The following is a 23811-nucleotide window of genomic DNA, read 5'->3' as shown; positions in this document are numbered from 1 at the left end:
AATAAGCAAACAATTTCTAACTTTTCTTCTACTGATTTTGGACTTCTTTTGGACATGTGAAAACTCCCCTTATAGTGTCTAGTGAATTTTGGTTTTTTCACTGTCTACTATATGGGGAGTATATCAGAGGAAATCAAGCGAGTTTTTTGCTTTATTCGGCTCTTTCATTTAAAAATACGATGAACAGAGAAATGATAAAACAGATTTAACCTTATCGCCTGACATAGAAAGAAGTACTCCCTTCCTGCTCGATTTTCATTTGATAACTAACAAAACATATCTATCAAATGAAAATTAGATTTATCTGCTTGCTCCGTCTATCCGAAAACTTTCTTCAGCACTTCACCAATAGTCGTTACGCCAACGACTTCGATTTCTTTAGGAATTTGTAAGCCTGCAAGGGAATTTTTCGGCGCATAAAGCTTGGTGAAGCCCAGCTTAGCGGCTTCATTGATTCGTTGCTCAATGCGATTGACACGACGGATTTCACCGGTCAAGCCGATTTCACCGATAAAACAGTCTTGAGGATTGGTTGGCTTATCCTTGTAGCTGGAAGCAATCGCCACCGCAACTGCCAAATCAATTGCTGGCTCATCTAGTTTGACACCCCCAGCTGACTTGAGATAAGCGTCTTGGTTTTGGAGCAACAAACCAGCTCGTTTTTCCAAGACCGCCATGATCAGACTAGCCCGATTAAAATCAAGACCCGTCGTTGTGCGCTTGGCATTGCCAAACATAGTCGGTGTCACCAAGGCTTGTACTTCTGCTAAAATAGGGCGCGTGCCCTCCATGGTCACGACAATACTGCTGCCAGTCGCGCCATCCAAGCGCTCCTTCAAAAAGACTTGACTGGGATTGAGCACCTCGACTAAACCTGCTGACTGCATCTCAAAAATACCGATTTCATTGGTAGAACCAAAACGATTTTTGACTGCACGCAAGATACGAAAGGTATGCTGGCGCTCCCCCTCAAAATACAATACTGTATCCACCATGTGCTCTAGCATCCGAGGACCCGCAAGTGTGCCCTCCTTGGTCACATGCCCTACGACAAAAGTCGCTATATTATTGGTCTTTGCAATCTGCATTAGCTCCGCCGTCACTTCTCTGACCTGGCTGACCGAACCTTGCACACTAGAAATTTCAGGGCTCATAATGGTCTGGATGGAGTCGATAATCAAAAAATCAGGCTGAATCTTCTCAATCTCCGTCCGAATACTCTGCATATTGGTCTCGGCATAGAGATAAAATTCACTATCAATGTCACCCAATCGCTCTGCTCGCAATTTAATTTGCTCTGCCGATTCCTCACCACTCACATACAGAACCGTTCCCTTTTGTGATAGCTGGGTCGATACTTGCAGGAGCAAAGTTGATTTTCCAATCCCTGGATCTCCCCCAATCAAAACAAGGCTTCCTGGCACCACGCCACCCCCTAAAACGCGATTGAACTCCTCCATATCTGTCTTTGTACGGCTCACATGGCTAGAGGTCACCTCCGCCAACTTCATCGGACGTGTCTTCTCGCCTGTCAAGGACACACGCGCATGCTTGACCTCTGCAACCTCGACTTCCTCCACAAAAGAAGACCAAGATCCACAGTTGGGACAACGACCCAGATATTTAGGGGAATGATACTCACAATTTTGGCAAATAAAAGTTGCTTTTTTCTTTGCCATGCTTAATTCCCCGTTGAACCAAAGCCGCCTGTACGCGTGCCAGTCGCCTCATCACCATCTGCTAGTAAAAAGGGTGCAAATACCGCTTGGACAATCCGCTCTCCAACTTCAAGTACGACTGGCTCATCCGTGATATTTTGCATTTGGGCAAAAATGTGACCTTCATTACCTGGATTTCCATAGTAATCGCCATCAACGACACCAACCGAGTTAATCAAGACCAGTCCTTTCTTACGAGGATTGGACGAACGGTCATAGAGATAGAGAACTTCTCCTTGTTGCATATAGGCTTTCACACCTGTCGGCACCAGCTTAATCTCACCAGGTGCTAGCTCCATGCGCTCTGCCACTTTCAAATCATAACCCGCCGCATGGGCTGTTTCCCGCTTTGGCAGTAAGTTTTCATCTGTAAAGTGCGATACTAATTCAAAACCACGTTGTTTCATGTCTATCTCCTATCTATTCTGATTCCTATTATACTATATATTCGGAAAAAATGAGGAAAAAGGGATAGCAGACAAAAACTATGGTATACTAAAACTACTAAACATTCTCATTGCAAAAAGGAGGCTCCTATGAAATCATTGATTCGCCCTGCTATTGCTAGCTGTATCCTTATCTGGCTCTTTGACCTCGCCATGGTCATTACCTTTTATCAGGTGCCAAGCTTCTACATCAATCACCACCAGTTACTCTATTCTATTTTTCTCATCTTGCAACTATACTGCATCATTTTAACTGTCTATGGAATTCTAAAAAAGCTGGTCACTCTTCCCCTAGTCTCCTTTGCAACTTTCATTTTCAATGCCCTCTCCATTTTCGGCTACATCCTCTTGGTAATGCTAGTAGGATAAAGACAGTTCAACGATTTAAAAAACAGCACCGAGCAAGGTGCTGTTTTGATGTATATATAATAGACTGATCATAGTTTTATTCTCCATTCATGTAAAAATGCTATTCCCACAATTAAAACAAGTTCTGACCTGCAAAAACAGTAAACTGACAGATTATCATAACGCTCCTAAGCACAAGAGCAATGTACCTAGCTCATGTTATTTTAGAGATATTCACAGACTTACCTAGTTTAACAATAACAAAGAAAGAATAATGGTTCATCAATCTTCTATGAACCATTATTCTTTCTCTAAATTAAGCAACTATACTGCTTAGCGATCTCCGAAATTTTATCATACCTTTCCTGAGATGCTAAGGTATTGAATTCTCCACCAATCCCAACTGCATCCACTCCTGCCTGAAGCCATTCTACTGCATTTTCAAGAGACACTCCGCCAGTAACCATAATGCCAACCTGTGGCAAAGGTGCCTTGATAGCTGCAATATATTTCGGTCCAAAGGCACTTCCTGGAAAGAGCTTAATGAGCTCACTTCCAGCCTCTAACGCAACTGTCATCTCTGTGAGAGTCATGCACCCTGGGATATAAGGAACAGCATAAAGATTACATATTTTCGCCGTTTCTAAGTGGAAGGACGGAGAAACAATATAATTAGCACCTGCTAAAATAGCTTGTCTAGCCGTTATGGCATCGAGAACTGTCCCAGCTCCAATACAGACACTCAAATCATTTGCATATAACGTACGAAGCTCTTGAATAATCTCACTGGCATATTGATTGGTATAGGCGACTTCAATAGCTTTAATCCCGCCGTCTACACATGCAATAGCGGCACGTACACCTTCTTCTTTGGTGGCTCCTCGAATGACCACAACAATCTTATGTTCCCTTAATGTATTTATGGTATCTGATTTCCCCATTCTTTACTCCTTTACCGCACAATGTCTTGTTTACCAGCTAGTAGACTACGAATATCTGCTTCACTTTTTATCATACTGTCTCCTGCTACTGTACATTTCAATGTCGCACTTGCGACTCCAAAATCTAAGACTTCTTTTAATGAAGCTTGCTTGATCAATTGATGCAGCGCACCTGAAATAAAGGCATCACCGCTACCCACCCTTTGTAGCACAGGTGTTTTCAAAATGAGGGATTCTTCAAAACACTCTCCCAACGCATAGGCTTGATAACCATTTCTTCCATACTCATCTGTTGAACGGAGGGTATGGAAAATCGTTTGAAAAGAGTATACCTGCTTCAATTGAAGCATCCGTTGTCGGACGTCTTCTGAATTCGCACTTTCTCGTGGAAACATCGAGGTATCTTGATCGTCTATCATGAGAGGGTCAATACCAAAGCAATCATCTGCATACATTGCAAATGTAGAAAACACCTTCTTTGCATCTGTGACATTAATCATTTTGGTTCGCAAATTTAAATCCATTGAAATGCGGATATTTCTTCGTTTGGCTTCTTGTACTAATGTTAGCAATAATTGACGGACAGATGGACCAATTGCCACCGTTATACCACTAAAATGAAAGTGGGTTATTCCCTTAAATAGAGCATCCATATCCAGCATATCCGCTGTCAATTCGCTGATACTCGTATGCTTTCGATCATAAAAAACTTCACTCTGACGGCACCCATAGCCACTCTCAAGATAATAAGTACCAATACGATCTCCCACTCGATAAACACTAGTCGTATCAATCAAATGTTGACTCAAAAAATGAAGAAATCGATCGCCAACTTTACTGGAAGGTAGGGCAGTCAATAAGCACGTATCAACCCCCAATGCCTGTAAATTACAGGCAATATTTACTTCTGACCCTCCAAAAAAAGTTTGGCTTAGTACGCCATCTCCAAGCTCCGCATATTCTAGTGGCGTAATACGGATTAAGGGCTCTCCAAATAGCAATAATTTTGACATCAGCTCTCCTTTTCTCGAGACACATTTTTGTCTTAATCTGCTAACACATCTCGTAAGTAGGCTGCAACAGCTTCATCTTGACAATTGCTAAAGAAATATTCTTGGAATTTTTCACCAGAAATTGTTTCTTTCAAATATTCTTGATCAATCGTCTTCAAAATCGTTAGCAAATCTGTATGCGTAATCTCTTTTAATTCATTTAAAATCCGAGCATTCCGTTGCTCAGGAACCGCTCTCTCTCTTGGGTAACCGCCACCAGCTTTTTCAGCAAATAACCGTTCAAAGATGAGTTTGAGATTCAACTCCGCACCCCAACCAAATCCTTTTGCATACGGAATAGATAGGGCATTCCCCCCATTGATTTGTGAAAATAGATAGGCATCTGTCGGCTCCGCTGCTAGTCCACAAACAACTCCAGGAAAGCTATTTAAAGCCACCATAGCACCTTCGCCTGTTCCACAGCCTGTGACAACAAAATCTGCTGCACCTGTATTTAATAAAATCGCAGCCAACAAGCCATTTTGAACATAGGTTAACTGACTTTCTCCCTCCACACCATACATACCGTAATTGTAGAGTTCATACCCTTTTTTATCTGTTGTTTCTTTTAAAGCATTATAAATGATTTGATTTTTTGACGCCTGGCTATTTTCGTTGATTAATGCAATTTTCATACGATTTCTCTCCTCCTTATTCTGGCTGTTTTCCAATATAAGCTAAAATACCACCATCTACATATAAAATATGACCATTGACAAAATCACTGGCATCACTTGCCAAAAAGACTGCTGGCCCCATCAGATCTTGCGTTTCACCCCAACGAGCGGCTGGTGTTTTTGCGATGATAAATTGGTCAAATGGATGACGAGAACCATCTGCTTGCAGTTCACGTAGGGGAGCTGTTTGAGGTGTGGCAATATAGCCTGGGCCAATTCCATTACACTGAATATTTGCACTACCATATTCTGATGCAATATTACGCGTTAACATTTTTAACCCACCCTTAGCTGCAGCATAAGCACTGACGGTTTCTCTTCCAAGTTCGCTCATCATAGAGCAAATGTTAATAATCTTCCCATGACCCTTTGCAATCATGGATGGAATCACTGCTTTGGAAACAATAAATGGAGCGTTCAAATCAATATCAATTACTTTTCGAAAATCTGCTGCACTCATTTCACACATTGGAACACGGCGAATGATTCCAGCATTGTTGACAAGAATATCAATAATACCAACTTCCTGCTCAATCTGTTTAACCATGGCATTTATACCATCTTCATCTGTTACATCACACACATAACCATGTGCATCAATCCCCTGTTTCTTATAGGCAGCCAGTCCTTTATCGACCAACTCCCTCGTCACATCGTTAAAAACAATTGTTGCGCCAGCATTTGCATAAGCAGTGGCAATCGCAAATCCAATGCCATAGGAGGCTCCTGTGATCAGAGCAATTTTCCCTTTCAAAGAAAATTGACTGAGTGAAAATGTTTGAGTTGTCATAAGATATTTCCTTTCCACTTGGTATAAAGTCGCTATATCCAAATTATATTCTAGTAAACCGGTTTTGTCAATATTTAAACTTATTTTTTATAAAAAACATATCATTTGCAGAAATCTCCTTATTATACCTTTTGTAGAGAAATATGTTTTTTCTGTAATCGCTAACATTTTTTCTAAAAAGCTATTGACAAGTGATGTTCATTGGTATAAAATGATTGATATAAAGTAAACCGGTAAACTCAAAGAAAGGAGTACCTATGATTAACCTTGTACTTGTAGCACATGGACACTTCGCTTCTGGTATAAAAAGTTCACTAGAACTAATTGCTGGACCCCAAGAAAATCTTCGTATTATTGATTTTGTCGCAGATATGTCTGCCGACGAAGTCAAAGACCATCTATTAGAATCCATTAAGGAGGCTTCTCAGACACTCATCTTGTGTGATTTATTAGGCGGAACTCCATTCAAAGTTGCTTCAACACTGATGCTTGAACAACAAACCAGAAATATCTGTGTACTTTCTGGCTTAAACCTTTCTATGCTACTCGAAGTTACCTTTTCTCGAGTCGAATGTTCTTTAGAAGAAGTTGTTGAAAAGGCCATTTCATCCGGTCAAACCGGAATTGTAGATGCACGCCAACTATTTAGTAATTGCCAAGTTGACGATACAGTAGATGATGGGATTTGAGGGTAAAAATATGATTAAAACAATAACGATTGAACCACTACGCAATCCAGAAAAATACGCCCAAGTTCCACTGTTATCAAAAGCAGAGGTAGAACAAGCTATCCAGCGCGTGATTGACCAACTTCAGCTAAATCTAGACTATTTCCAGGAAAAATTTCCAACCCCTGCCACTTCTCAAAATGTCTACCCAATCATGGACAATACCGAATGGACAAATGGATTCTGGACGGGGGAATTATGGCTTGCCTATGAATATAGTCAGAATGAACAATTTCAAGCACTAGCTCATAAAAATGTCCTTTCATTTTTAGATCGAGTCAATAAACGAATTGAATTAGATCACCATGATCTCGGCTTCCTCTACACTCCTTCTTGCATGAGTGAATTCAAGCTAAATGGTAATAAACAGGCTCTGGAAGCCTCATTAAAAGCTGCAGACAAGCTGATGGAACGCTATCAAGAAAAAGGTGGCTTCATACAAGCATGGGGAAAACTTGGTAAAAAAGAAGACTATCGCTTGATCATTGATTGTTTATTAAATATTCAACTCCTCTTCTTTGCCTACAAAGAAACTGGTAAACAAGAGTACTATGATGTTGCCTACAATCACTTTTACGCTTCCATTAACACCGTTGTTCGTGATGATGCTTCTTCTTATCACACCTTCTATTTCGATCCTGAAACGGGATTGCCAGTAAAAGGAGTAACTCGCCAAGGATATAGCGATGATTCTTCATGGGCACGTGGACAATCTTGGGGGATTTATGGTATTCCTTTAACCTATCGTTTTCTAAAAGACGAAAATTGCTTCGGCGCTTTTAAAGGAGTAACCAACTATTTCTTAAATCGTCTTCCAAAAGATTTTGTATCATACTGGGATCTTATTTTTTCTGATGGTAGCGGACATGCTAGAGATTCTTCTGCGACAGCGATTGCTGTTTGCGGCATCCACGAAATGCTCAAATACCTACCTGAAACAGACGAAGATAAGCAACATTATAAGTATGCTATGCATGCAATGCTCCGTTCTCTCATTGAAAACTATGCAAACAAACAAGCTGTCCCTGGGGGAGCAAATCTTCTTCACGGTGTTTATTCTTGGCACTCTGGAAAAGGAGTAGACGAAGGAAATATCTGGGGAGATTACTATTATCTTGAAGCCCTCATGCGATTCTACAAAGACTGGACCATTTATTGGTAGGAGGAAATTTATGACAACACCAAATATTATCATGACTCGTGTAGACGAGCGCCTTATTCATGGCCAAGGTCAATTATGGGTAAAATCCTTGGGCTGTAATACTGTCATTGTGGCAAATGATGCCGTTAGTATGGATAGCATTCAGCAAACCTTGATGAAAACTGTTATTCCAGAATCCGTTGCGATGCGATTTTTCCCTCTTCAAAAAGTGATTGATGTTATTCATAAGGCGAGCCCTGCACAAACTATTTTTATTGTTGTGAAAGAATTAGAGGATCTTCTAACACTTGTAAAAGGAGGTGTTCCAATCACTGAAGCAAACATTGGCAATATTCATAATGCTGAAGGAAAAGAACAGGTCACACGTTCTATCTTCCTCGGCGAAAAAGATAAAGCAGCACTTCGTGAATTAAGCCAAATGTATCATGTGACATTTAATACACAAACGACTCCAAGCGGAAACGACGGTGCTGCAGCTGTTAATATTTTGGATTATATTTAAAAAAGGAGACTTTTATGACAATCAATGTATTTCAAGCCGTCTTGATCGGCTTATGGACAGCATTTTGTTTTAGTGGGATGCTTCTTGGAATTTACACAAACAGGTGTATTATTCTCTCTTTCGGAGTGGGAGTCATCCTAGGTGATATTCCGACCGCTCTTGCCATGGGAGCAATCGGAGAGTTGGCTTACATGGGATTTGGAGTGGGAGCTGGAGGAACCGTTCCACCTAATCCAATCGGACCTGGTGTATTCGGAACCCTTATGGCTATTACTAGCGCTGGAAAAGTTAGTCCAGAAGCAGCACTTGCGCTTTCTACACCCATAGCTGTAGCAATTCAATTCCTACAAACCTTTGCTTACACTATTCGTGCGGGGGCTCCTGAAACAGCCATGAGACATTTGAAAAACCGTAATTTAAAAGGATTTAAATGGTCTATTAATGGTACAGTATGGCTCTTTGCTTTACTAGGATTTTCTCTCGGCTGCCTAGGCGCTTTATCAATGGATACTCTCCTACATCTTGTAGACTTTATTCCTCCTGTCTTACTTAGTGGACTAACTGTTGCTGGAAAAATGCTTCCTGCAATCGGATTTGCCATGATTCTATCTGTTATGGCAAAGAAAGAATTGATTCCATTTGTCCTACTCGGCTACGTCTGTGCTGCCTATCTACAAATCCCAACAATCGGTATCGCTCTCGTAGGAACAATCTTTGCCTTGATTGAACTTTATCATCGACCAGAAAAAACTGTTGTGAAGGAGGAAGTACACGATGACTGGATCTAAAAAATTAGAAAAGAAGGACTATATAAGAACCTCCCTGCGAGCATTTTTCCTGCAAAATGGATTTAACTATAGTAATTACCAAGGTCTCGGATATGCAAATGTTCTTTATCCAGCTTTGAAAAAACACTACGGGGACGATACGGAAGGATTCTATAAGGCATTAGAAGAAAACTGCGAGTTTTATAATACGAACCCTCACTTTGTTCCATTTGTAACAAGCTTACATTTGGTCATGCTCGAAAATGACCGACCTTCTGAAGAAACACGAAGCATCAAAATGGCGCTAATGGGGCCATTAGCTGGTATCGGGGATTCTCTATCACAATTCTGCTTAGCTCCATTATTCTCCACAATCGCAGCATCATTAGCAGGGGACGGTTTGATCCTAGGTCCAATCCTGTTCTTCCTAGCAATGAATATTATCTTAACGACAATTAAAATATCTACTGGTTTATATGGATATAAACTAGGAACGACTGTTATCGATAAATTAAGTGAACAAATGGCAACTATTTCGAACATTGCCAATATTATCGGTGTTACCGTTATCTCAGGATTAGCAGCAACCTCTGTAAAAATTAATGTTCCATTTACGTTTGCAGCCGGAGAAGTACAAGAGGGAGCAAAACAAAGTATTGTCAGTATCCAAGGTATGTTGGATAAAGTGGCACCTGCTCTACTACCTGCTCTTTACACATTGGTTGTCTACTATCTCATCAAAAAGAAAAAATGGACAACCTATAAACTTGTTATCCTTACCGTTATCATCGGAATCATCGGTAGCTGGTTGAAGATTTTAGGCTAATGCATCTATCGATCTTTTCAATTCTACTGATTCTATTAGCTGCTAGTCCACTTTTACTATCAACTCTCTATCATTTTCGTCAACAACGACTACTGAGAGAACAACTAAAGCAACGACACAACTATCTTGCCTCACTAATGGTCGGAGACGAAGTCCTACTTTTATCTGGAATACATGGAAAAATTGTAGCCATCAAAGAAGAACTCATCACCCTACAAATCGCTGACCAAGTGACAATATATGTTGAGAAAGAAAGTATTATGGGTAAAACAAGGGAACTGCTATTTTAGTAGTTCCTTTCTTCGGAGAAGAATTATGAAACAAGCGATTACGAATTACTTAAAAGATTTTGATCGAGAATTCTGTAAACAATACATTTTAAACCACTGTCAAGAAGAATATCAAAAAATTCAAGAGACCAATCAGCGTCTAATGGATAACCGTTTTTTATTTAATGGAAACTGGGACATGGAACCTTGTCCGCACGAGTATCGACTACAACCCTTGAATTGGGAAAGCTTTTTTGAAGATGATCCCGAGTGGGCTTACATGCTCAATAGGCAGGAATACCTACTCACTCTTCTTTTAGGCTACCTCGTAGAAGGAAAAGTAGCATACATTCAACAACTCAAATACTTTATCCTTCATTGGATTGAGCACGTCCCTACCCTCCATCCACAGTCCCTCACCACTCGGACGCTCGACACGGGTATACGTTGTTTTACCTGGTTAAAATGTCTTCTTTTCCTTATTCATTTTGAAGTCATCCATGATACTGAATTAGAGACTATCTGCCAATCCATGACGAAGCAGATTCAATTTATGAAGGCTAGTTATCTTGACAAATATACGCTGAGTAATTGGGGAATTTTACAAACGATCCCAATCATCGCTTGCTACTATTTTTTATCCGATAGACTAGATATTGAAGAAGAATATCAATTTTCCATTCAGGAACTCGAACAACAAATTCAAGTTCAAATTTTGGAAGATGGCACACAATTTGAACAGTCTATTTTATATCACGTAGAAGTCTACAAAGCCCTGTTAGAACTTTCTATCTTGATTCCCGAAAAAGCTATTGTTTTGAAACCCTTGTTAAAGAAAATGGCCTACTACATTGAGATGATGACGGGTCTAGATGGGAAAACCATTGCTGTAGGAGATAGCGATACTTCTGCGACACAAGATATTCTCACCTTATCGGCTCTCTTCCTAAAAGATGAGACCCTATGCGCCAAATCTTCCACTATCGATTTGCAAACGATTCTTCTTCTAGGACGCAAAGGAATTGAACAATGGAAACGGTGGAAAACACAACCACTACTACCTAAATCCCATTTTTTCAATGATTCTGGACATGTCTGTATTAAAAGCCCTTCTAGTTACTTTTTCTTTAAAAACGGTCCGATGGGAAGCGCTCATACACACAGTGATCAAAATAGTTTTTGTTTGCAGTACCAAGGACAGCCAATCTTTATTGATTCTGGTCGCTATTCCTACAAAGATAGCAAAGAACGGATATTCTTGAAAAGCGCCTTGGGACATACAGGTTGTATCATTGACCAAACTCCTCCAGAGGATATTACTGGTTCCTGGTCCTACAATCGTTATCCCCAGCACCTCTTTTGCCAGTATCAGACTCAATTGAACAACCATTATATAGAAGGAAGCTATCAGGCTACTACTTACGCTAAGCCTTATTTACATCTACGAAAAATTCTCATGATTTCTGATACAGTATGGTTCATTATTGATGATATCCAGTGCCAAGGTGAGCACACACTTGCAACTCAGTTTATAGTAGACCCAGAAGTTGTCGCGAAACCGCAACAACTTGGAAGGTTGCATTTGATAAGCGATATTCCTCTAAAAATAGAGCCAACTCTGATTTCTAAACGCTATAACGAACTTGTCACTGGGCAAAAACTCGTCAAAACTCAGACATTCTCTAACCGAATCATCGATTATACGATTATAGCAGATCAAGATTGTCTCATAAAAAAATTGCCTGTTTACCAATCTGATGGGCGATTAGTAGAAAATGCTCTCGCTTTTGACATTCGTCATTCTGAATGGAACAAACTAGTCTTATTCGCACATGATGATATTTTCAAAGGAGAAAAACTTTGTCTAGTTGACGGAATCAAGATGAGAGGAAAAGTTATTGTCTATGACAAACAAACTGGGATCTCTTCACGACTCAAATCATAGAAACACTTCCTCTACCAGGTCTATTCCCTACTATTTCAAAAGGAATGTGTTATAATATAGGTGCTTAGGAGGGACAAGATTGGTGAGAAAATTTACGATAAAAGATATTGCTGAGATGGCCCAAACATCAAAAACGACCATTTCTTTCTACTTGAATGGAAAATATGAGAAAATGTCGCAAGAAACACGAGAGCGAATTGAGAAAGTGATTCAAGAAACCAATTATAAACCAAGTATCGTTGCTCGGGGTCTCAATTCAAAACAGACCAACTTAATCGGTGTTCTTATTGGAGATATTACAAATAGCTTCTCCAACCAGATTGTGAAAGGAATTGAAGATATTGCTCATCAGAATGGCTACCAAGTCATTATCGGCAACAGTAACTATGATCAGGAAAGTGAAGATCGCTATATAGAAAGCATGTTGCTCCTTGGAGTGGATGGTTTTATTATTCAACCAACATCTAACTTTCGGAAATATTCTCGTATTATCGAAGAGAAAAAGAAACACATGGTTTTCTTTGATAGTCAATTGTACGAACACCGGACAAGCTGGGTCAAAACCAATAACTACGATGCCGTCTATGATGTCACCCAAGCTTGTATCAAAAAAGGGTACGAAAAATTTATACTGATTACTGCCGACACAAGTCGATTGAGCACTCGTATCGAAAGAGCGACCGGTTTCATTGATGCCTTAACCGATGCAAACCACACTTACTCTAGCTTAACCATTGAAGACGAACACACCAATTTAGAACGAATAAAACGTTTTTTACAAGCGGAAATCCAACCTGAACAGAAGACACTCGTATTTGCCCCCAACTGTTGGGCACTCCCTTTAGTCTTTACAACCATGAAAGAACTAGATTATACAGCTCCTCATGTAGGTCTGTTGGGGTTCGATAATACCGAGTGGACAGGACTTTCTTCTCCTAGCATTACAACTATTGTCCAACCTGCATTCGAGGAAGGACAACAGGCAACTAAAATTCTCATCGATCAAATTGAAGGGCGGCATCAAGAGGAAAAACAGCAAGTCCTCGATTGTAGTGTCAACTGGCAAGAGTCTACGATGGGATAATTCCCTTTCATTACAAAAATAGCTCATATAAGATTATTAATTCACCTACACTACAACTTTCACCTTCAGTGCCCTCTCCATTTTCGGCTATATCCTCTTGGTGATGTTGGTGAGATAATACCCATCCAAAATCAAAAAATAACACGATGTATCGAATAGCAAAGTAAGATTCCATAGTTTAGAGCGAACGAAGTGAGCTTATACTCTATAAAAATCAAAATCTGACTAGGCAACGAAATCGTAGCTAGAGCTGAAGTTCAGCAAGGTGAGTTAACGACGTAGACTTTGATTTTTGACGAGTATTAAAAGGATTTTTTCGTCGTAGTAATATTGAGGCTGGGCAAAAAGTACCCAAACTGTTCAGTTTTATAGTTTAATCAGCTTAACGCAGTAGTTGTTTGGTTTGTAGAACGTTGATAAATCAACATTCTACAAACCTAGTCAACCTTTCGGGTGGGACTACAAAATCGATTTCTACGAAATCACGATTTTTGTCCCACTGCCAACGGAATTTTTGAGGCCTAGGCTCAAAAATTAGGAATAAAACTCCGAAGAAGATTGCTTCCGTCCGTACTACACAAGAAAAGAGCAAAAAAGTTATTTTTTGAAATGAACTGAGTATAGAAATCCAATTTAATGATTTAAAAAAGAGCACCGAGCAAGGTACTCTTTTGGTTTATTCAAAGACAAACTGATTATGGTACAGCTCTGCGTAGAATCCGCCGAGTTTGAGGAGTTCGTGGTGATTCCCCTGTTCTAGTGAGAACGATAATATTCTTCCACTTCTTTTTCCAAACGATCTGCCATGTCACTCAGGTCGGCAGCATGCAAAAGGGTCAAACCTTTTTGGATAAGAGTTTTATCATTTTGACACAACCCCAAGCGAACCCTTACAAACCCTAATTGATCAGCTCGTCGGCTATCACGAGCTAGCTCATCAATTCTCTCTGTTACTCGTAAACAGTTTTTTAAGTCATGCTTATGCAAAAAAACAGTACTCATATTTGCCAAAAGAGAGAATTGACTAGTCATCACACCTTGAAATCTACGGTATTTTTCTAAAGAAAGCAGCACCTTCTCTACGATACTTTCCATCTGTTCATAAGGAAAGCAAATCATGACTGCATTTAGCTTTCTAAGATCTGATAAGTACCAGGTATCACACCTCTCCAACTCCTGCCACATTTCTTGAGCCAGAATACGAGAAGCATCGCCAGTGCCATCCTGACAGATTGACAAACAAAGTTGGTATAGCCTCGCAATTCTCTCCACTCGAATGTCTTGATGCCTTTTTAAATAATTCTGACAACTTTCAAGCATTTCTTGAAACTCACTAGTAGTCCTTAAATGAGATGAAAAGTTTTCAAACTCTTCAATAATATTAACTCTCTCTGAAGGAGCATAGTAGTGGCAGATATAGTCAAATTCCGCAAAACTTATATCTAGTTGCCGTAAGATATGCTCAACTTTATCTAAGCTAGGAACTTCCTTATTATTCTCAATTTTAGAAAGGGTCGTACGTGACAAAAAATCACCACATATTTCCTCCTGAGACAGCCCTTTCGCTTTCCGAATTTCCTTTAATACCGTGCCAAAGTCCCAACGCATCAGCAACACCTCCTCACGCTGTGAATATTGTTTACATTTTGTGTAAACGCTTTAATTATATGGTATCATATTCTCGTAAAAAAGGAAATATTTTTTAGGAGGAAATTCTTATGAAACGCATGAAGTATCTCAAGTTATTTTTCACTGTAATGCTTCTCATCAGCTCGTCAAATCTCCCTCAATTATTAAGAGAAGGTTGGGGATATATGTGGGGCCTTTAATGTATCTAGCCAGAACTCATTATAAAATTCCTCTACCTACTCTAAAAACGGAGACAATATATTGGGTGAGGAGCTGAAACTATATGAGACAGGGAGCAAGGAGGATTGTATGAATTTTTTCAAAAATAAAATCTCAAATCATATCTTATCCTATTCTTTAGCCTTGATTTGCATAGTAGGCGCTACTCTACTAAAAGCAATGACACTAAGGGAAGCTACAGTAGCTATTGCTTTTCTACATTATCCTACTTCTTCTAGTGATAGTCATCTACTCAAAAAAAGCATCAGCTGCTTAACCGCTTTTCTCATACTGCTCATGATGTGGCATATCAGTAAGCCGTGAATGAAAGGAATAGAAAAATGCTAAAATCAAATATTTTTTTATAAATTGTTACACATCATTCTGATTATAACTGTCCTTAGCTTTGGAAAACAAATTTTCGCAGATGAAATACCTTCAAGCTACATGGAAAAAAATTGAAACTTCCACACATTTTCAAACATATCAAAATCGTATCATTGATGGTCCTCATATCATTACGACAACTGATCCAAATCAAGCAAAGCCTATCTACTTTGTACAATACACAGTAGAAACACCCTATTCTGAGAAAATTTTGACCACCAGATACGACCAAGAGTTCCAAATCAATCTATCCACAACTATTACTGGACTACTATACTTTAAATACGATTCGAACTCAAACTCACTTGAAACTTATTTGATAGATTATTCCTTATTGGAAAAAGAAGGGAAAGTTTCCTTTAACAACCTTACTACAAATTCCAGCGTAGCTTTTGATGCTACTGAATTAAACCCAGACCTAGATTCTCTTTGGGAATCTATGAGCCATGATAAATCAAACTTAGTTATTGAAACAGAACAAGAAATCGATACTCGTTTAGAGGAGCATTCATCAGACTTTTGCCTAGCTTGGGCTTGTACCAAATATAAAGAAGGTGGTGGGCAGTTTGATTCGATTGTAGCACAATCGGAGGGTTTCTGTGTAAATTAGCTGGAAAAAAACTATCATTCGGTGGTGAAATTCTTTGTGATGGCTTGGTCATGGTTGATTGTTATGTCCCAGCTTATAAGACTTGTGTAGACTGGGTTTGGGAAACTCACTTCTGTCCAATATAATCCCATCTTATATTTCCACACTTCAAAACTAGAAAAATTCATCCCTATTTCAACCAGATATCCACTCTCATACTATCCCTCGCAACCTCCATTTTCGGCTATATCCTCTTGGTGATGTTGATGGGATAAAAATCCAATTTAACGATTTAAAAAACAGCACCGCGCTTGGTGCTGTTTTGGTTTTATTCAAACACAAACTGGTTATGGTACAGTTCTGAGTAGAATCCGCCGAGTTTGAGGAGTTCGTGGTGATCTCCTTGCTCGATGACTTCTCCGTCTTTTAAGACGATAATCTGGTCTGCATTCAAAATAGTCTTTAGGCGGTGGGCAATCACAAAGCTCGTGCGACCAGCTGCGATAGCTTCCATAGCAGACTGAATCTTGGCTTCTGTCACGGTATCTACATTGGATGTAGCTTCATCTAGGATCAAAATTTGCGGATCCGTCAACAGAGTGCGGGCAATGGAAATCAACTGCTTCTGTCCCGTTGAAAAGACATTATTTTCATCATCTACATAGGTATCATAGCCCTCTGGCAGACTCATAATAAACTCATGGATATGAGTCGCGCGTGCTGCGGTTTCTACCATCTCCTGTGATACATCACCTGCCCCAAAAGCAATATTATCACGAATAGTTCCCGAAAAGAGGACCGATTCCTGCAAGACAATCCCAACATTTTGTCGGAGACTGTCTAAATCAAATTCTCGAATATCTCTTCCATCAAAACGAATACTTCCTGCATCGACATCATAGAATCGGTTGAGCAGATTCATAATCGTCGTCTTACCAGAACCAGTTGGGCCAACAACGGCTGTCATCTGACCCTTCGGCGCTACCATGCTAACCTGTTTTAAAATCGGTTTACCTGCTACATAGCTAAACTCAATTTGGTCAATCTCAACCTTATCCTTCAATTCGGTGAAAGCTGGGGCTGCCTGCGGACGCACTTCTTCTATTTCATCAAACATTTCCTGAATCCGGTGCGCTCCAGTAAAGGCTAATTGCATCTCTGCCCAACTGGATGCAACCTGCATCATTGGCTGATAGTATTGCTGCGAATATTGGACAAAGGTTACCACTAAGCCCAGCGCTGCTGCTGTTGATAGCTTGTTGTCAGACAAGGCAATTGTTGACCCTACAAAAATGACAATGGCTGTGTTGACAAGACTAAGGCCATTCATAACAGGAAAGAGTAAGCCTGAAAAAATACGCCCTTTGAAGGTTGCCTGTCGGACCTTGGCATTGCGCTCCATAAATCCTTCAATGACTTCTTCCTGCAATCCTTGCACAATAATCGCCTTCTGTCCCGAGATATGCTCATCCATATAAGCATTTAATTGACCAACTTCTTGTTGCTGCAAATCTGTGTATTTCCGTGACATACGGATAATAAAGACGAGAAAGGCAAAGGCAAGCGGACTCGTTGCCACAACCACCAATGCCATCTTAGGATGTTGAGCAAACATCATGATGACAATCCCGATATAGAGGACCGACTGGGTCACCACATTGGTCAAGGACATGTTAAAAGCATTTTGGATATTATCCAAGTCTGACGTAAAACGAGACAGAACATCACCATCTTGATGTTGGTCAAAGAAACGAACCGTCAAGCGCTCAAGTTTCCCAAATAGACCTTTACGCATCTGATTGGTCGAGTAGGAAATGATTCTGGTAAACAAAAGAGCATAAGTCACGGCACTAGCTGCCATGAGAAAAACGGCTACAAGCAAACTCCGCAAGGTGGCAAAAAAGACGGAAGGATCTATAGCCTGTCCCGCTGCCATTTTCTGTGCTAACTCTGTCAACTCCGTCACTGCTTTTCCCATATAGACAGGGGCAATTACCTGCATACCAGTCGAAAGAAGAATGGCTAGAAAAATAATGGCAAAGGATAGTTTGAATTGTTTAAAATAGGTCCAAAAAAATCGTGCTGTTTTCATCTATTCTTCCTCCTTTCCTTTCTGGGTTTCAAAAATTTCCCGATAAACGCTATTAGTTGCAACCAATTCCTTATGGGTACCTTGACCAATCAAGCGACCTTCATCTAAGACCAAAATCGTATCTGCCTTCACAACAGACGAAATCTTTTGGGCAATGATAATCGTTGTCGTACCCTTCAAGTCCTTGTTCAAAGCTTCTTGAACCAACTTTTCAGACTTGGCATCAAGGGCTGAAGTAGAATCATCTAAAATGAGGATTTTAGGACTCGCAACTAAGCCACGAGCAATCGACATCCGCTGCTTTTGACCACCTGAGAAGTTGTTGCCTCGCTCTTCCACATCACTTTGATAACGATCTGGCATACGGTGGATAAACTCCATGGCCTGTGCAATCCTTGCGGCACGTTCCAGCTCCATATCATCGGCATTCTGCTTGCCCTGTCGGATATTGGAAGCAATAGTACCTGAAAAGAGAATGGCTTTTTGCAGAATGATCGAAACCGTTTGGCGCAAGGTTGTTTGACTAACCGTTTTAATGTCTACCCCGCCAATTTCAATTCGTCCTTCTTGGGGATCAAATAAGCGTGGAATGAGTTGGGCAAGGGTTGATTTCCCCGCACCTGTTGCTCCGACCACACCAACCATTTGACCCGCTTCAATCTCAAAACTAATCTCTTTCAAGGTCGGCTGTTCATCTGTCGGATAGGTAAAGGTCACATGATCAAATCGAATACTTCCTGTCAATGCTTGATCTGGCACATCTTGGTAAATCAACGCAGGCTCTGTCGCCAAGACTTCCTGAATACGGCGAATGGAAATCATGGCACGACTAGCATTACTTCCCATAAACCCAACCATAATAATGGCAAACATAATTTGAATCAAATAGGTATTGAAAGAAGCAAGCTTATTGATTGCCTCTGGACTGTGTCCTAGCATGCCGTAAACTGAATAAATAGCCGCGTAAATAGCCAGATAAGAAATGAGAATAAAGACAGGTTCTAAAAAGGAAAAGCCACGTCCAATAAAGAGATTTAAAGCAAATAAATCATCTGATACCGCATCAAACTTTTCTGCCTGTTTTTTCTCTTGGACAAAGGATTTGACCACTCGCACCCCACGCAGATTTTCTTTTGCAATGGCATTAATCTTATCCACCAATTGCTGGAAGCGACCAAAACGCGGTCCCATAACACCCATAATGACGGTCATCGTTGCCCCAATGAGGACAATCATGAGTAGAACAATCCACCATAAAGACGGCATGGTCATAATGGCAAAGAAAACACCTCCTGCAAACATCAAGGGAAGACGTAACAAGACTTGGAAGGTCATCATGAGCAAATTTTGAACTTGAGAAATGTCATTGGTCATCCGCACTACTAAATTTCCTGCATTAAAGGCCTCAATATTGGCATAAGAAAAGGTTTGGATTTTCTTAAACATCTGCTCTCTTAAATCAGCCGATACAGACTGGGCAATATAGGCTGCAAGTACCGTATTGATAGCTCCTGCAAGTAATCCTATACCTGCAATCCCTAGTAACCAGCCACCTAGCTGATAGATACCTGCTTGGTTATTTTCTGCTACGGCAGCTAAGACATTTTGTAAAAATCGAGGCTGCAATAAACTGCTCGTCACATATAAAAAGACCATACAAACGGAAGCAAGTGCATACCATTTGTATTTCAGAATTGCTCGAATCAGCATAGAAACTCCTTTGAATACATAATGCCTTCCATTCTATCACATTTAACAGGTACTTTCAACCTTTTTTGCTATTCTAAAAAAGATTGCTCATGCAAATTTTTCCTAAATATGATAGAATAAGGAGATGATTACTCCCACAGAGAGGAAGCAAAATGAACAAACAAAAAATTGCCGTTCTCGGTCCAGGATCATGGGGAACAGCCCTTTCGCAGGTCCTTAACGACAATGGCCACGAAGTCCGTATTTGGGGAAACATTCCTGAGCAAATCGACGAAATCAATCAACACCATACTAATACACGTTATTTCAAGGACATCGTCCTAGATTCTGCTATTACAGCCTATAAAGAGTTGAGTGAGGCTTTAGACGGTGTGGATGCCGTGCTGTTGGTCGTACCCACTAAGGTTATGCGCTTGGTTGCAAAACAAGTCGCTGAAACCCTAGACCACAAGGTGGTGGTGATGCACGCTTCCAAGGGACTCGAACCAAAAAGCCACAAACGTTTATCAACAGTTTTAGAGGAAGAAATTCCTGCTGAACTACGGAGCGAAGTAGTTGTCGTATCTGGTCCAAGCCATGCAGAAGAAACTATCATTCGCGATTTGACTCTCATCTCAGCAGCTTCCAAAGACCTAGAAGCTGCTCAGTATGTCCAAACACTCTTTAGCAACCACTACTTCCGCCTCTATACCAATAATGACGTCATCGGGGTAGAAACGGCTGGTGCATTGAAAAATATCATTGCCGTCGGAGCCGGCGCCCTTCATGGGCTTGGTTACGGTGACAATGCCAAGGCGGCTATTATTGCACGTGGCTTGACGGAAATCACTCGTCTAGGAGTTGAAATGGGTGCGAACCCACTCACATATAGTGGTCTGTCTGGCGTTGGTGATTTGATTGTAACAGGAACATCTGTCCATTCACGGAACTGGCGTGCTGGAGACCAACTAGGACGTGGTGAAAAATTAGAAGATATTGAACGCAATATGGGTATGGTTATCGAAGGAATTTCTACTACTAAGGTGGCCTATGAACTCGCACAAGAACTGGGCGTTTATATGCCCATTACTCAGGCGATTTATAGTGTCATTTATCAAGGAGCTAGTATCGAAGAAGCCATTAAACAAATCATGTCTAGCGAATTCCGTCAGGAAAATGAATGGTCATAAAGGAGAAGAACATGACACAAAAAGTTAGAAAAGCTGTGATTCCAGCAGCTGGTTTGGGAACTCGCTTCCTACCTGCTACCAAAGCCTTGGCAAAAGAAATGCTGCCAATTGTAGACAAACCAACGATTCAATTTATTGTAGAAGAAGCTCTCGCTTCAGGGATTGAAGATATTTTAGTCGTTACTGGAAAATCAAAACGTTCTATCGAAGATCACTTTGATTCTAATTTTGAATTAGAGTATAACTTGAAAGAAAAAAAGAAAAATGATCTCTTAAAACTAGTAGATGAAACAACTGGCATTCGTCTGCATTTCATTCGTCAAAGCCACCCTCGTGGACTAGGAGACGCCGTTTTACAAGCTAAAGCATTTGTCGGAAATGAGCCATTCGTTGTCATGTTGGGTGATGACTTGATGGATATTACAAACAAAAAAGCCATTCCACTGACCAAACAATTGATGGATGACTACGAGAAAACCCATGCTTCGACTATTGCTGTCATGCCTGTCCCTCATGAAGAAGTTTCTGCTTATGGTGTCATTGCACCGCAGGGAGAAGGAATCAACGGTCTTTATAGTGTAGAAACTTTTGTGGAAAAGCCAACTCCTGACGAAGCTCCGTCTGATCTAGCCATTATCGGACGGTACCTCCTTACCCCAGAAATTTTTGCTATCTTAGAAAATCAAGAGCCTGGTGCTGGAAACGAAATTCAATTAACAGATGCCATTGATACCCTCAATAAGACCCAGCGTGTCTTTGCTCGTGAGTTTAAGGGAGACCGCTATGATGTTGGCGACAAATTTGGTTTCATGAAAACATCCATTGACTACGCCCTACAACATCCGCAAGTTAAAGATGACCTCAAACAATATCTGATTGAATTGGGTAACAAATTAGACGATAAAAAATAACGAACAAAAACACGAATCCATTCTAGCAGAAAACCAACTGTGGAAAGATTCGTGTTTTTCTATTCTCATTTTATTGACTAAGGCTAATGGCAACCAGATATGAATCTATCTGACATTAATTCGCAGTCATTATTCTAGTCTACATCATTAAAAATTCAGACTTTTTTAATTTTTCGAAATATTATTGCAATTATTTTATTGTCGGCGTATAATACATATATATGTATATCATTTGGAGGCTACTATGAAAAAATTATTATCCTATAATCATCGTTCCTTTTTATTCACCTTTTTTATCGTCAGCTTGATACGAACGGCTGTTGTCTTATCCTTACCCTACGTTAGTGGTGAATTTATCGACACGATTAAATTGAAAGACTGGCATATTTTTCTAAAATTCGCCTTGTTAATTGTCTTTCTGAACATACTTTGCCAAATCATTGATTATGTTTATGACCGCCTCGCAGGTCGGTTAGATAGCCATCTTTGGCAAACTGTGACCCAGAAAACGCAGGAAAATCTTGCAGTATACGATATGAAAAAAGAAGACCTCTCAACGAGTACCATTATGCAACAACTGGGACAGAATTTCGAGATTGTTTCCCCATTCTTTTATGATTATCCAATCAGCATCGTTCTTTATGGGGTACGGGCAATCGTAATTCTAGCTATTTTATCTACAATGTCTTGGCAGTTAGCCTTAATGGTTGGCTTATTCATTCCTGTTTTTATTCTTTTTTCGGAACGCTATGCGGAAAAATTATCAACATATAATCAAAATGTGGTCGATGACATGCAGGCGCAAAGAGACTATCTTTCAGATAGTAGTCGACTAGCTAAGATGACAAGATTCTTAGGTTCTTCACCACTAATTGATTTTAAAAAAATGGGACAACAATACGCTCATCATAAAGCCACTCAAGTAAAAATTACAGCATTTTTTGAGAATTTTCTTTCGTATTCTTTCTTAAATTTAATGATTATGCTGGCGAGTATCATCTCAGCCTATCAGGTTTTTGTCGGTCAGATGACGATTGGTCAATACTTTGCTGTTCAATTGTATGTTTCACAATTTTGGACACCAGTAGAATATTTTCTCAACATTTATCAATCCTATATTTCTAATGCTTCTATTATTAACAGTTTTGTTGATTTTTTAAATCCATCTCTAAAAAAATATGTGGATGTTCCTATTGATAGCATTACCTTAGAAAATTATAGTAGTTTGGACAAGAATCAGACAACTTTGCACCAGCCCCTCCATCAAAAGTTAGAGACAGGGAAGACTTATTTGATTCGAGGGAAAAATGGAGCAGGGAAAACACGGTTAGTTGAGGCAATTTTAGGTTTTCATGGAGCTTATCAAGGAAAAATTGATTATAACCATTTTGGTGAAAATATAAATTTTGCTTATTGTCCAGCTAAGCCCATTGCCTCATCATTCTTTGATGACTCGATTAGCCAAGGTGCTTCAATGGGACAGTTGAAGTTGTATCAGCTGGATCAACTATTTCATGTCGAAAAATCTGTCTACATTTTTGATGAACCGACTAATTTTTTAGATAATGAGCACAAACTGCTAATCAAAGAAAAATTGAAGGCATTAAAAGTGAAGCACAAAAGCATCATTATTCTCATTAGCCATGACAGTGAACTATGGAATCTGGCAGATCAGGTAATTGAACTGTAACTTTGAAAAAAGCATAGGAAAACACGAACACTTTGAACGGCTCCCTGTCAAGTAGACAGTCAAATAATAAAAGATACTAAGCAACCTGATTCCTGAATTCCCAAGGAGTCAGGTTGTTTAATTTTGTTTGATAACGTTGTGTATTGTAAAACTGGATATA

At 39.9% G+C, this 23811-nt stretch carries 23 protein-coding genes; 13 read left to right on the top strand and 10 right to left on the bottom strand.

Annotation, left to right across the window (positions count from 1 at the left end):
* Positions 1-317 precede the first annotated feature (317 nt).
* Together radA and ABPH35_RS06085 are read right to left on the bottom strand one after the other, a co-directional pair.
* Complete coding sequence (gene radA / locus ABPH35_RS06090; RefSeq protein WP_368849666.1) at positions 318-1679, bottom strand: DNA repair protein RadA; 1362 nt, start codon at positions 1677-1679, stop codon at positions 318-320.
* A gap of 2 nt (positions 1680-1681) precedes the next feature.
* Entirely contained in the window at positions 1682-2125 is a 444-nt protein-coding gene (locus ABPH35_RS06085; protein ID WP_368849665.1) for a dUTP diphosphatase, read from the bottom strand.
* A gap of 129 nt (positions 2126-2254) precedes the next feature.
* Between ABPH35_RS06085 and ABPH35_RS06080 the strand changes: the two genes are divergently transcribed.
* On the top strand, positions 2255-2533 hold the full coding sequence (locus ABPH35_RS06080) for a hypothetical protein (protein WP_368849664.1): 279 nt from the start codon (positions 2255-2257) through the stop codon (positions 2531-2533).
* 290 nt (positions 2534-2823) lie between these two features.
* On the opposite strand, the gene ABPH35_RS06075 is transcribed toward ABPH35_RS06080, so the two are convergent.
* Genes ABPH35_RS06075 through ABPH35_RS06060 form a run of 4 tightly spaced genes read right to left on the bottom strand, consistent with a single transcriptional unit; the run spans position 2824 to position 5972 of the window.
* A complete protein-coding gene (locus tag ABPH35_RS06075) occupies positions 2824-3453 on the bottom strand; it encodes a bifunctional 4-hydroxy-2-oxoglutarate aldolase/2-dehydro-3-deoxy-phosphogluconate aldolase (protein WP_349988797.1) in 630 nt (209 codons plus the stop codon).
* A gap of 11 nt (positions 3454-3464) precedes the next feature.
* Entirely contained in the window at positions 3465-4466 is a 1002-nt protein-coding gene (locus tag ABPH35_RS06070; RefSeq protein WP_368849663.1) for a PfkB family carbohydrate kinase, read from the bottom strand.
* A 32-nt stretch (positions 4467-4498) separates the two neighbouring features.
* Positions 4499-5140, bottom strand: a complete 642-nt coding sequence (locus ABPH35_RS06065; RefSeq protein WP_368849662.1) for an RpiB/LacA/LacB family sugar-phosphate isomerase — start codon at positions 5138-5140, stop codon at positions 4499-4501.
* 16 nt (positions 5141-5156) lie between these two features.
* Positions 5157-5972: a gluconate 5-dehydrogenase gene (locus ABPH35_RS06060; RefSeq protein ID WP_368849661.1), complete on the bottom strand. Its 816-nt coding sequence runs from the start codon at positions 5970-5972 to the stop codon at positions 5157-5159.
* Between the two features lie 260 nt (positions 5973-6232).
* On the opposite strand from ABPH35_RS06060, the gene ABPH35_RS06055 reads away from it, so the two are divergent.
* The 8 genes from ABPH35_RS06055 to ABPH35_RS06020 all read left to right on the top strand — a co-directional run bounded on the left by ABPH35_RS06055 (position 6233) and on the right by ABPH35_RS06020 (position 13255).
* Positions 6233-6661 (top strand): PTS sugar transporter subunit IIA, encoded by a 429-nt coding sequence (locus ABPH35_RS06055; protein ID WP_349988814.1) that lies wholly within the window; start codon positions 6233-6235, stop codon positions 6659-6661.
* A gap of 10 nt (positions 6662-6671) precedes the next feature.
* Entirely contained in the window at positions 6672-7862 is a 1191-nt protein-coding gene (locus tag ABPH35_RS06050; RefSeq protein WP_349988801.1) for a glycoside hydrolase family 88 protein, read from the top strand.
* 10 nt (positions 7863-7872) lie between these two features.
* Positions 7873-8364: a PTS sugar transporter subunit IIB gene (locus tag ABPH35_RS06045; RefSeq protein ID WP_368849660.1), complete on the top strand. Its 492-nt coding sequence runs from the start codon at positions 7873-7875 to the stop codon at positions 8362-8364.
* A 14-nt stretch (positions 8365-8378) separates the two neighbouring features.
* On the top strand, positions 8379-9152 hold the full coding sequence (locus ABPH35_RS06040) for a PTS mannose/fructose/sorbose/N-acetylgalactosamine transporter subunit IIC (RefSeq protein ID WP_368849659.1): 774 nt from the start codon (positions 8379-8381) through the stop codon (positions 9150-9152).
* On the top strand, positions 9139-9957 hold the full coding sequence (locus ABPH35_RS06035) for a PTS system mannose/fructose/sorbose family transporter subunit IID (RefSeq protein WP_368849658.1): 819 nt from the start codon (positions 9139-9141) through the stop codon (positions 9955-9957). The genes ABPH35_RS06040 and ABPH35_RS06035 overlap by 14 nt, the downstream gene beginning before the upstream one ends.
* Positions 9957-10247: a preprotein translocase subunit YajC gene (locus ABPH35_RS06030; RefSeq protein ID WP_368849657.1), complete on the top strand. Its 291-nt coding sequence runs from the start codon at positions 9957-9959 to the stop codon at positions 10245-10247. Before ABPH35_RS06035 ends, ABPH35_RS06030 begins: the two co-directional genes overlap by 1 nt.
* 25 nt (positions 10248-10272) lie before the next feature.
* On the top strand, positions 10273-12171 hold the full coding sequence (locus ABPH35_RS06025; RefSeq protein ID WP_368849656.1) for a heparinase II/III domain-containing protein: 1899 nt from the start codon (positions 10273-10275) through the stop codon (positions 12169-12171).
* Positions 12172-12250: 79 nt separating this feature from the next.
* Positions 12251-13255 (top strand): LacI family DNA-binding transcriptional regulator, encoded by a 1005-nt coding sequence (locus ABPH35_RS06020; protein ID WP_349988806.1) that lies wholly within the window; start codon positions 12251-12253, stop codon positions 13253-13255.
* A gap of 756 nt (positions 13256-14011) precedes the next feature.
* Here ABPH35_RS06020 and ABPH35_RS06015 read toward each other — a convergent pair.
* Positions 14012-14863, bottom strand: coding sequence for a helix-turn-helix domain-containing protein (locus ABPH35_RS06015; RefSeq protein WP_349988807.1), 852 nt, complete (start codon positions 14861-14863; stop codon positions 14012-14014).
* Positions 14864-15530: 667 nt separating this feature from the next.
* On the opposite strand from ABPH35_RS06015, the gene ABPH35_RS06010 reads away from it, so the two are divergent.
* Entirely contained in the window at positions 15531-16100 is a 570-nt protein-coding gene (locus ABPH35_RS06010) for a hypothetical protein (RefSeq protein WP_368849655.1), read from the top strand.
* 307 nt (positions 16101-16407) lie between these two features.
* Here the strand turns inward: ABPH35_RS06010 and ABPH35_RS06005 are convergent, their stop codons facing one another.
* Positions 16408-18171: an ABC transporter transmembrane domain-containing protein gene (locus ABPH35_RS06005; protein WP_368849654.1), complete on the bottom strand. Its 1764-nt coding sequence runs from the start codon at positions 18169-18171 to the stop codon at positions 16408-16410.
* Positions 18172-19881, bottom strand: coding sequence for an ABC transporter ATP-binding protein (locus ABPH35_RS06000; protein ID WP_349988810.1), 1710 nt, complete (start codon positions 19879-19881; stop codon positions 18172-18174). It abuts the gene before it with no gap.
* A 152-nt stretch (positions 19882-20033) separates the two neighbouring features.
* On the opposite strand from ABPH35_RS06000, the gene ABPH35_RS05995 reads away from it, so the two are divergent.
* From ABPH35_RS05995 to ABPH35_RS05985, 3 genes are all read left to right on the top strand, one after another.
* Positions 20034-21050 (top strand): NAD(P)H-dependent glycerol-3-phosphate dehydrogenase, encoded by a 1017-nt coding sequence (locus ABPH35_RS05995; RefSeq protein WP_368849653.1) that lies wholly within the window; start codon positions 20034-20036, stop codon positions 21048-21050.
* Between the two features lie 11 nt (positions 21051-21061).
* Positions 21062-21961 (top strand): UTP--glucose-1-phosphate uridylyltransferase GalU, encoded by a 900-nt coding sequence (gene galU / locus ABPH35_RS05990; protein ID WP_349988812.1) that lies wholly within the window; start codon positions 21062-21064, stop codon positions 21959-21961.
* 244 nt (positions 21962-22205) lie between these two features.
* Positions 22206-23651: an ABC transporter ATP-binding protein gene (locus tag ABPH35_RS05985; RefSeq protein ID WP_349988813.1), complete on the top strand. Its 1446-nt coding sequence runs from the start codon at positions 22206-22208 to the stop codon at positions 23649-23651.
* Positions 23652-23727: 76 nt separating this feature from the next.
* Here ABPH35_RS05985 and ABPH35_RS05980 read toward each other — a convergent pair whose 3' ends face one another.
* Positions 23728-23808, bottom strand: coding sequence for an IS3 family transposase (locus ABPH35_RS05980; RefSeq protein WP_349988131.1), 81 nt, complete (start codon positions 23806-23808; stop codon positions 23728-23730).
* Between the last annotated feature and the right edge of the window lie 3 nt (positions 23809-23811).

This window comes from Streptococcus handemini, assembly GCF_040984445.1.
Lineage (GTDB): Bacteria > Bacillota > Bacilli > Lactobacillales > Streptococcaceae > Streptococcus > Streptococcus handemini.
This window is presented reverse-complemented; position numbering and strand designations above follow the sequence as displayed.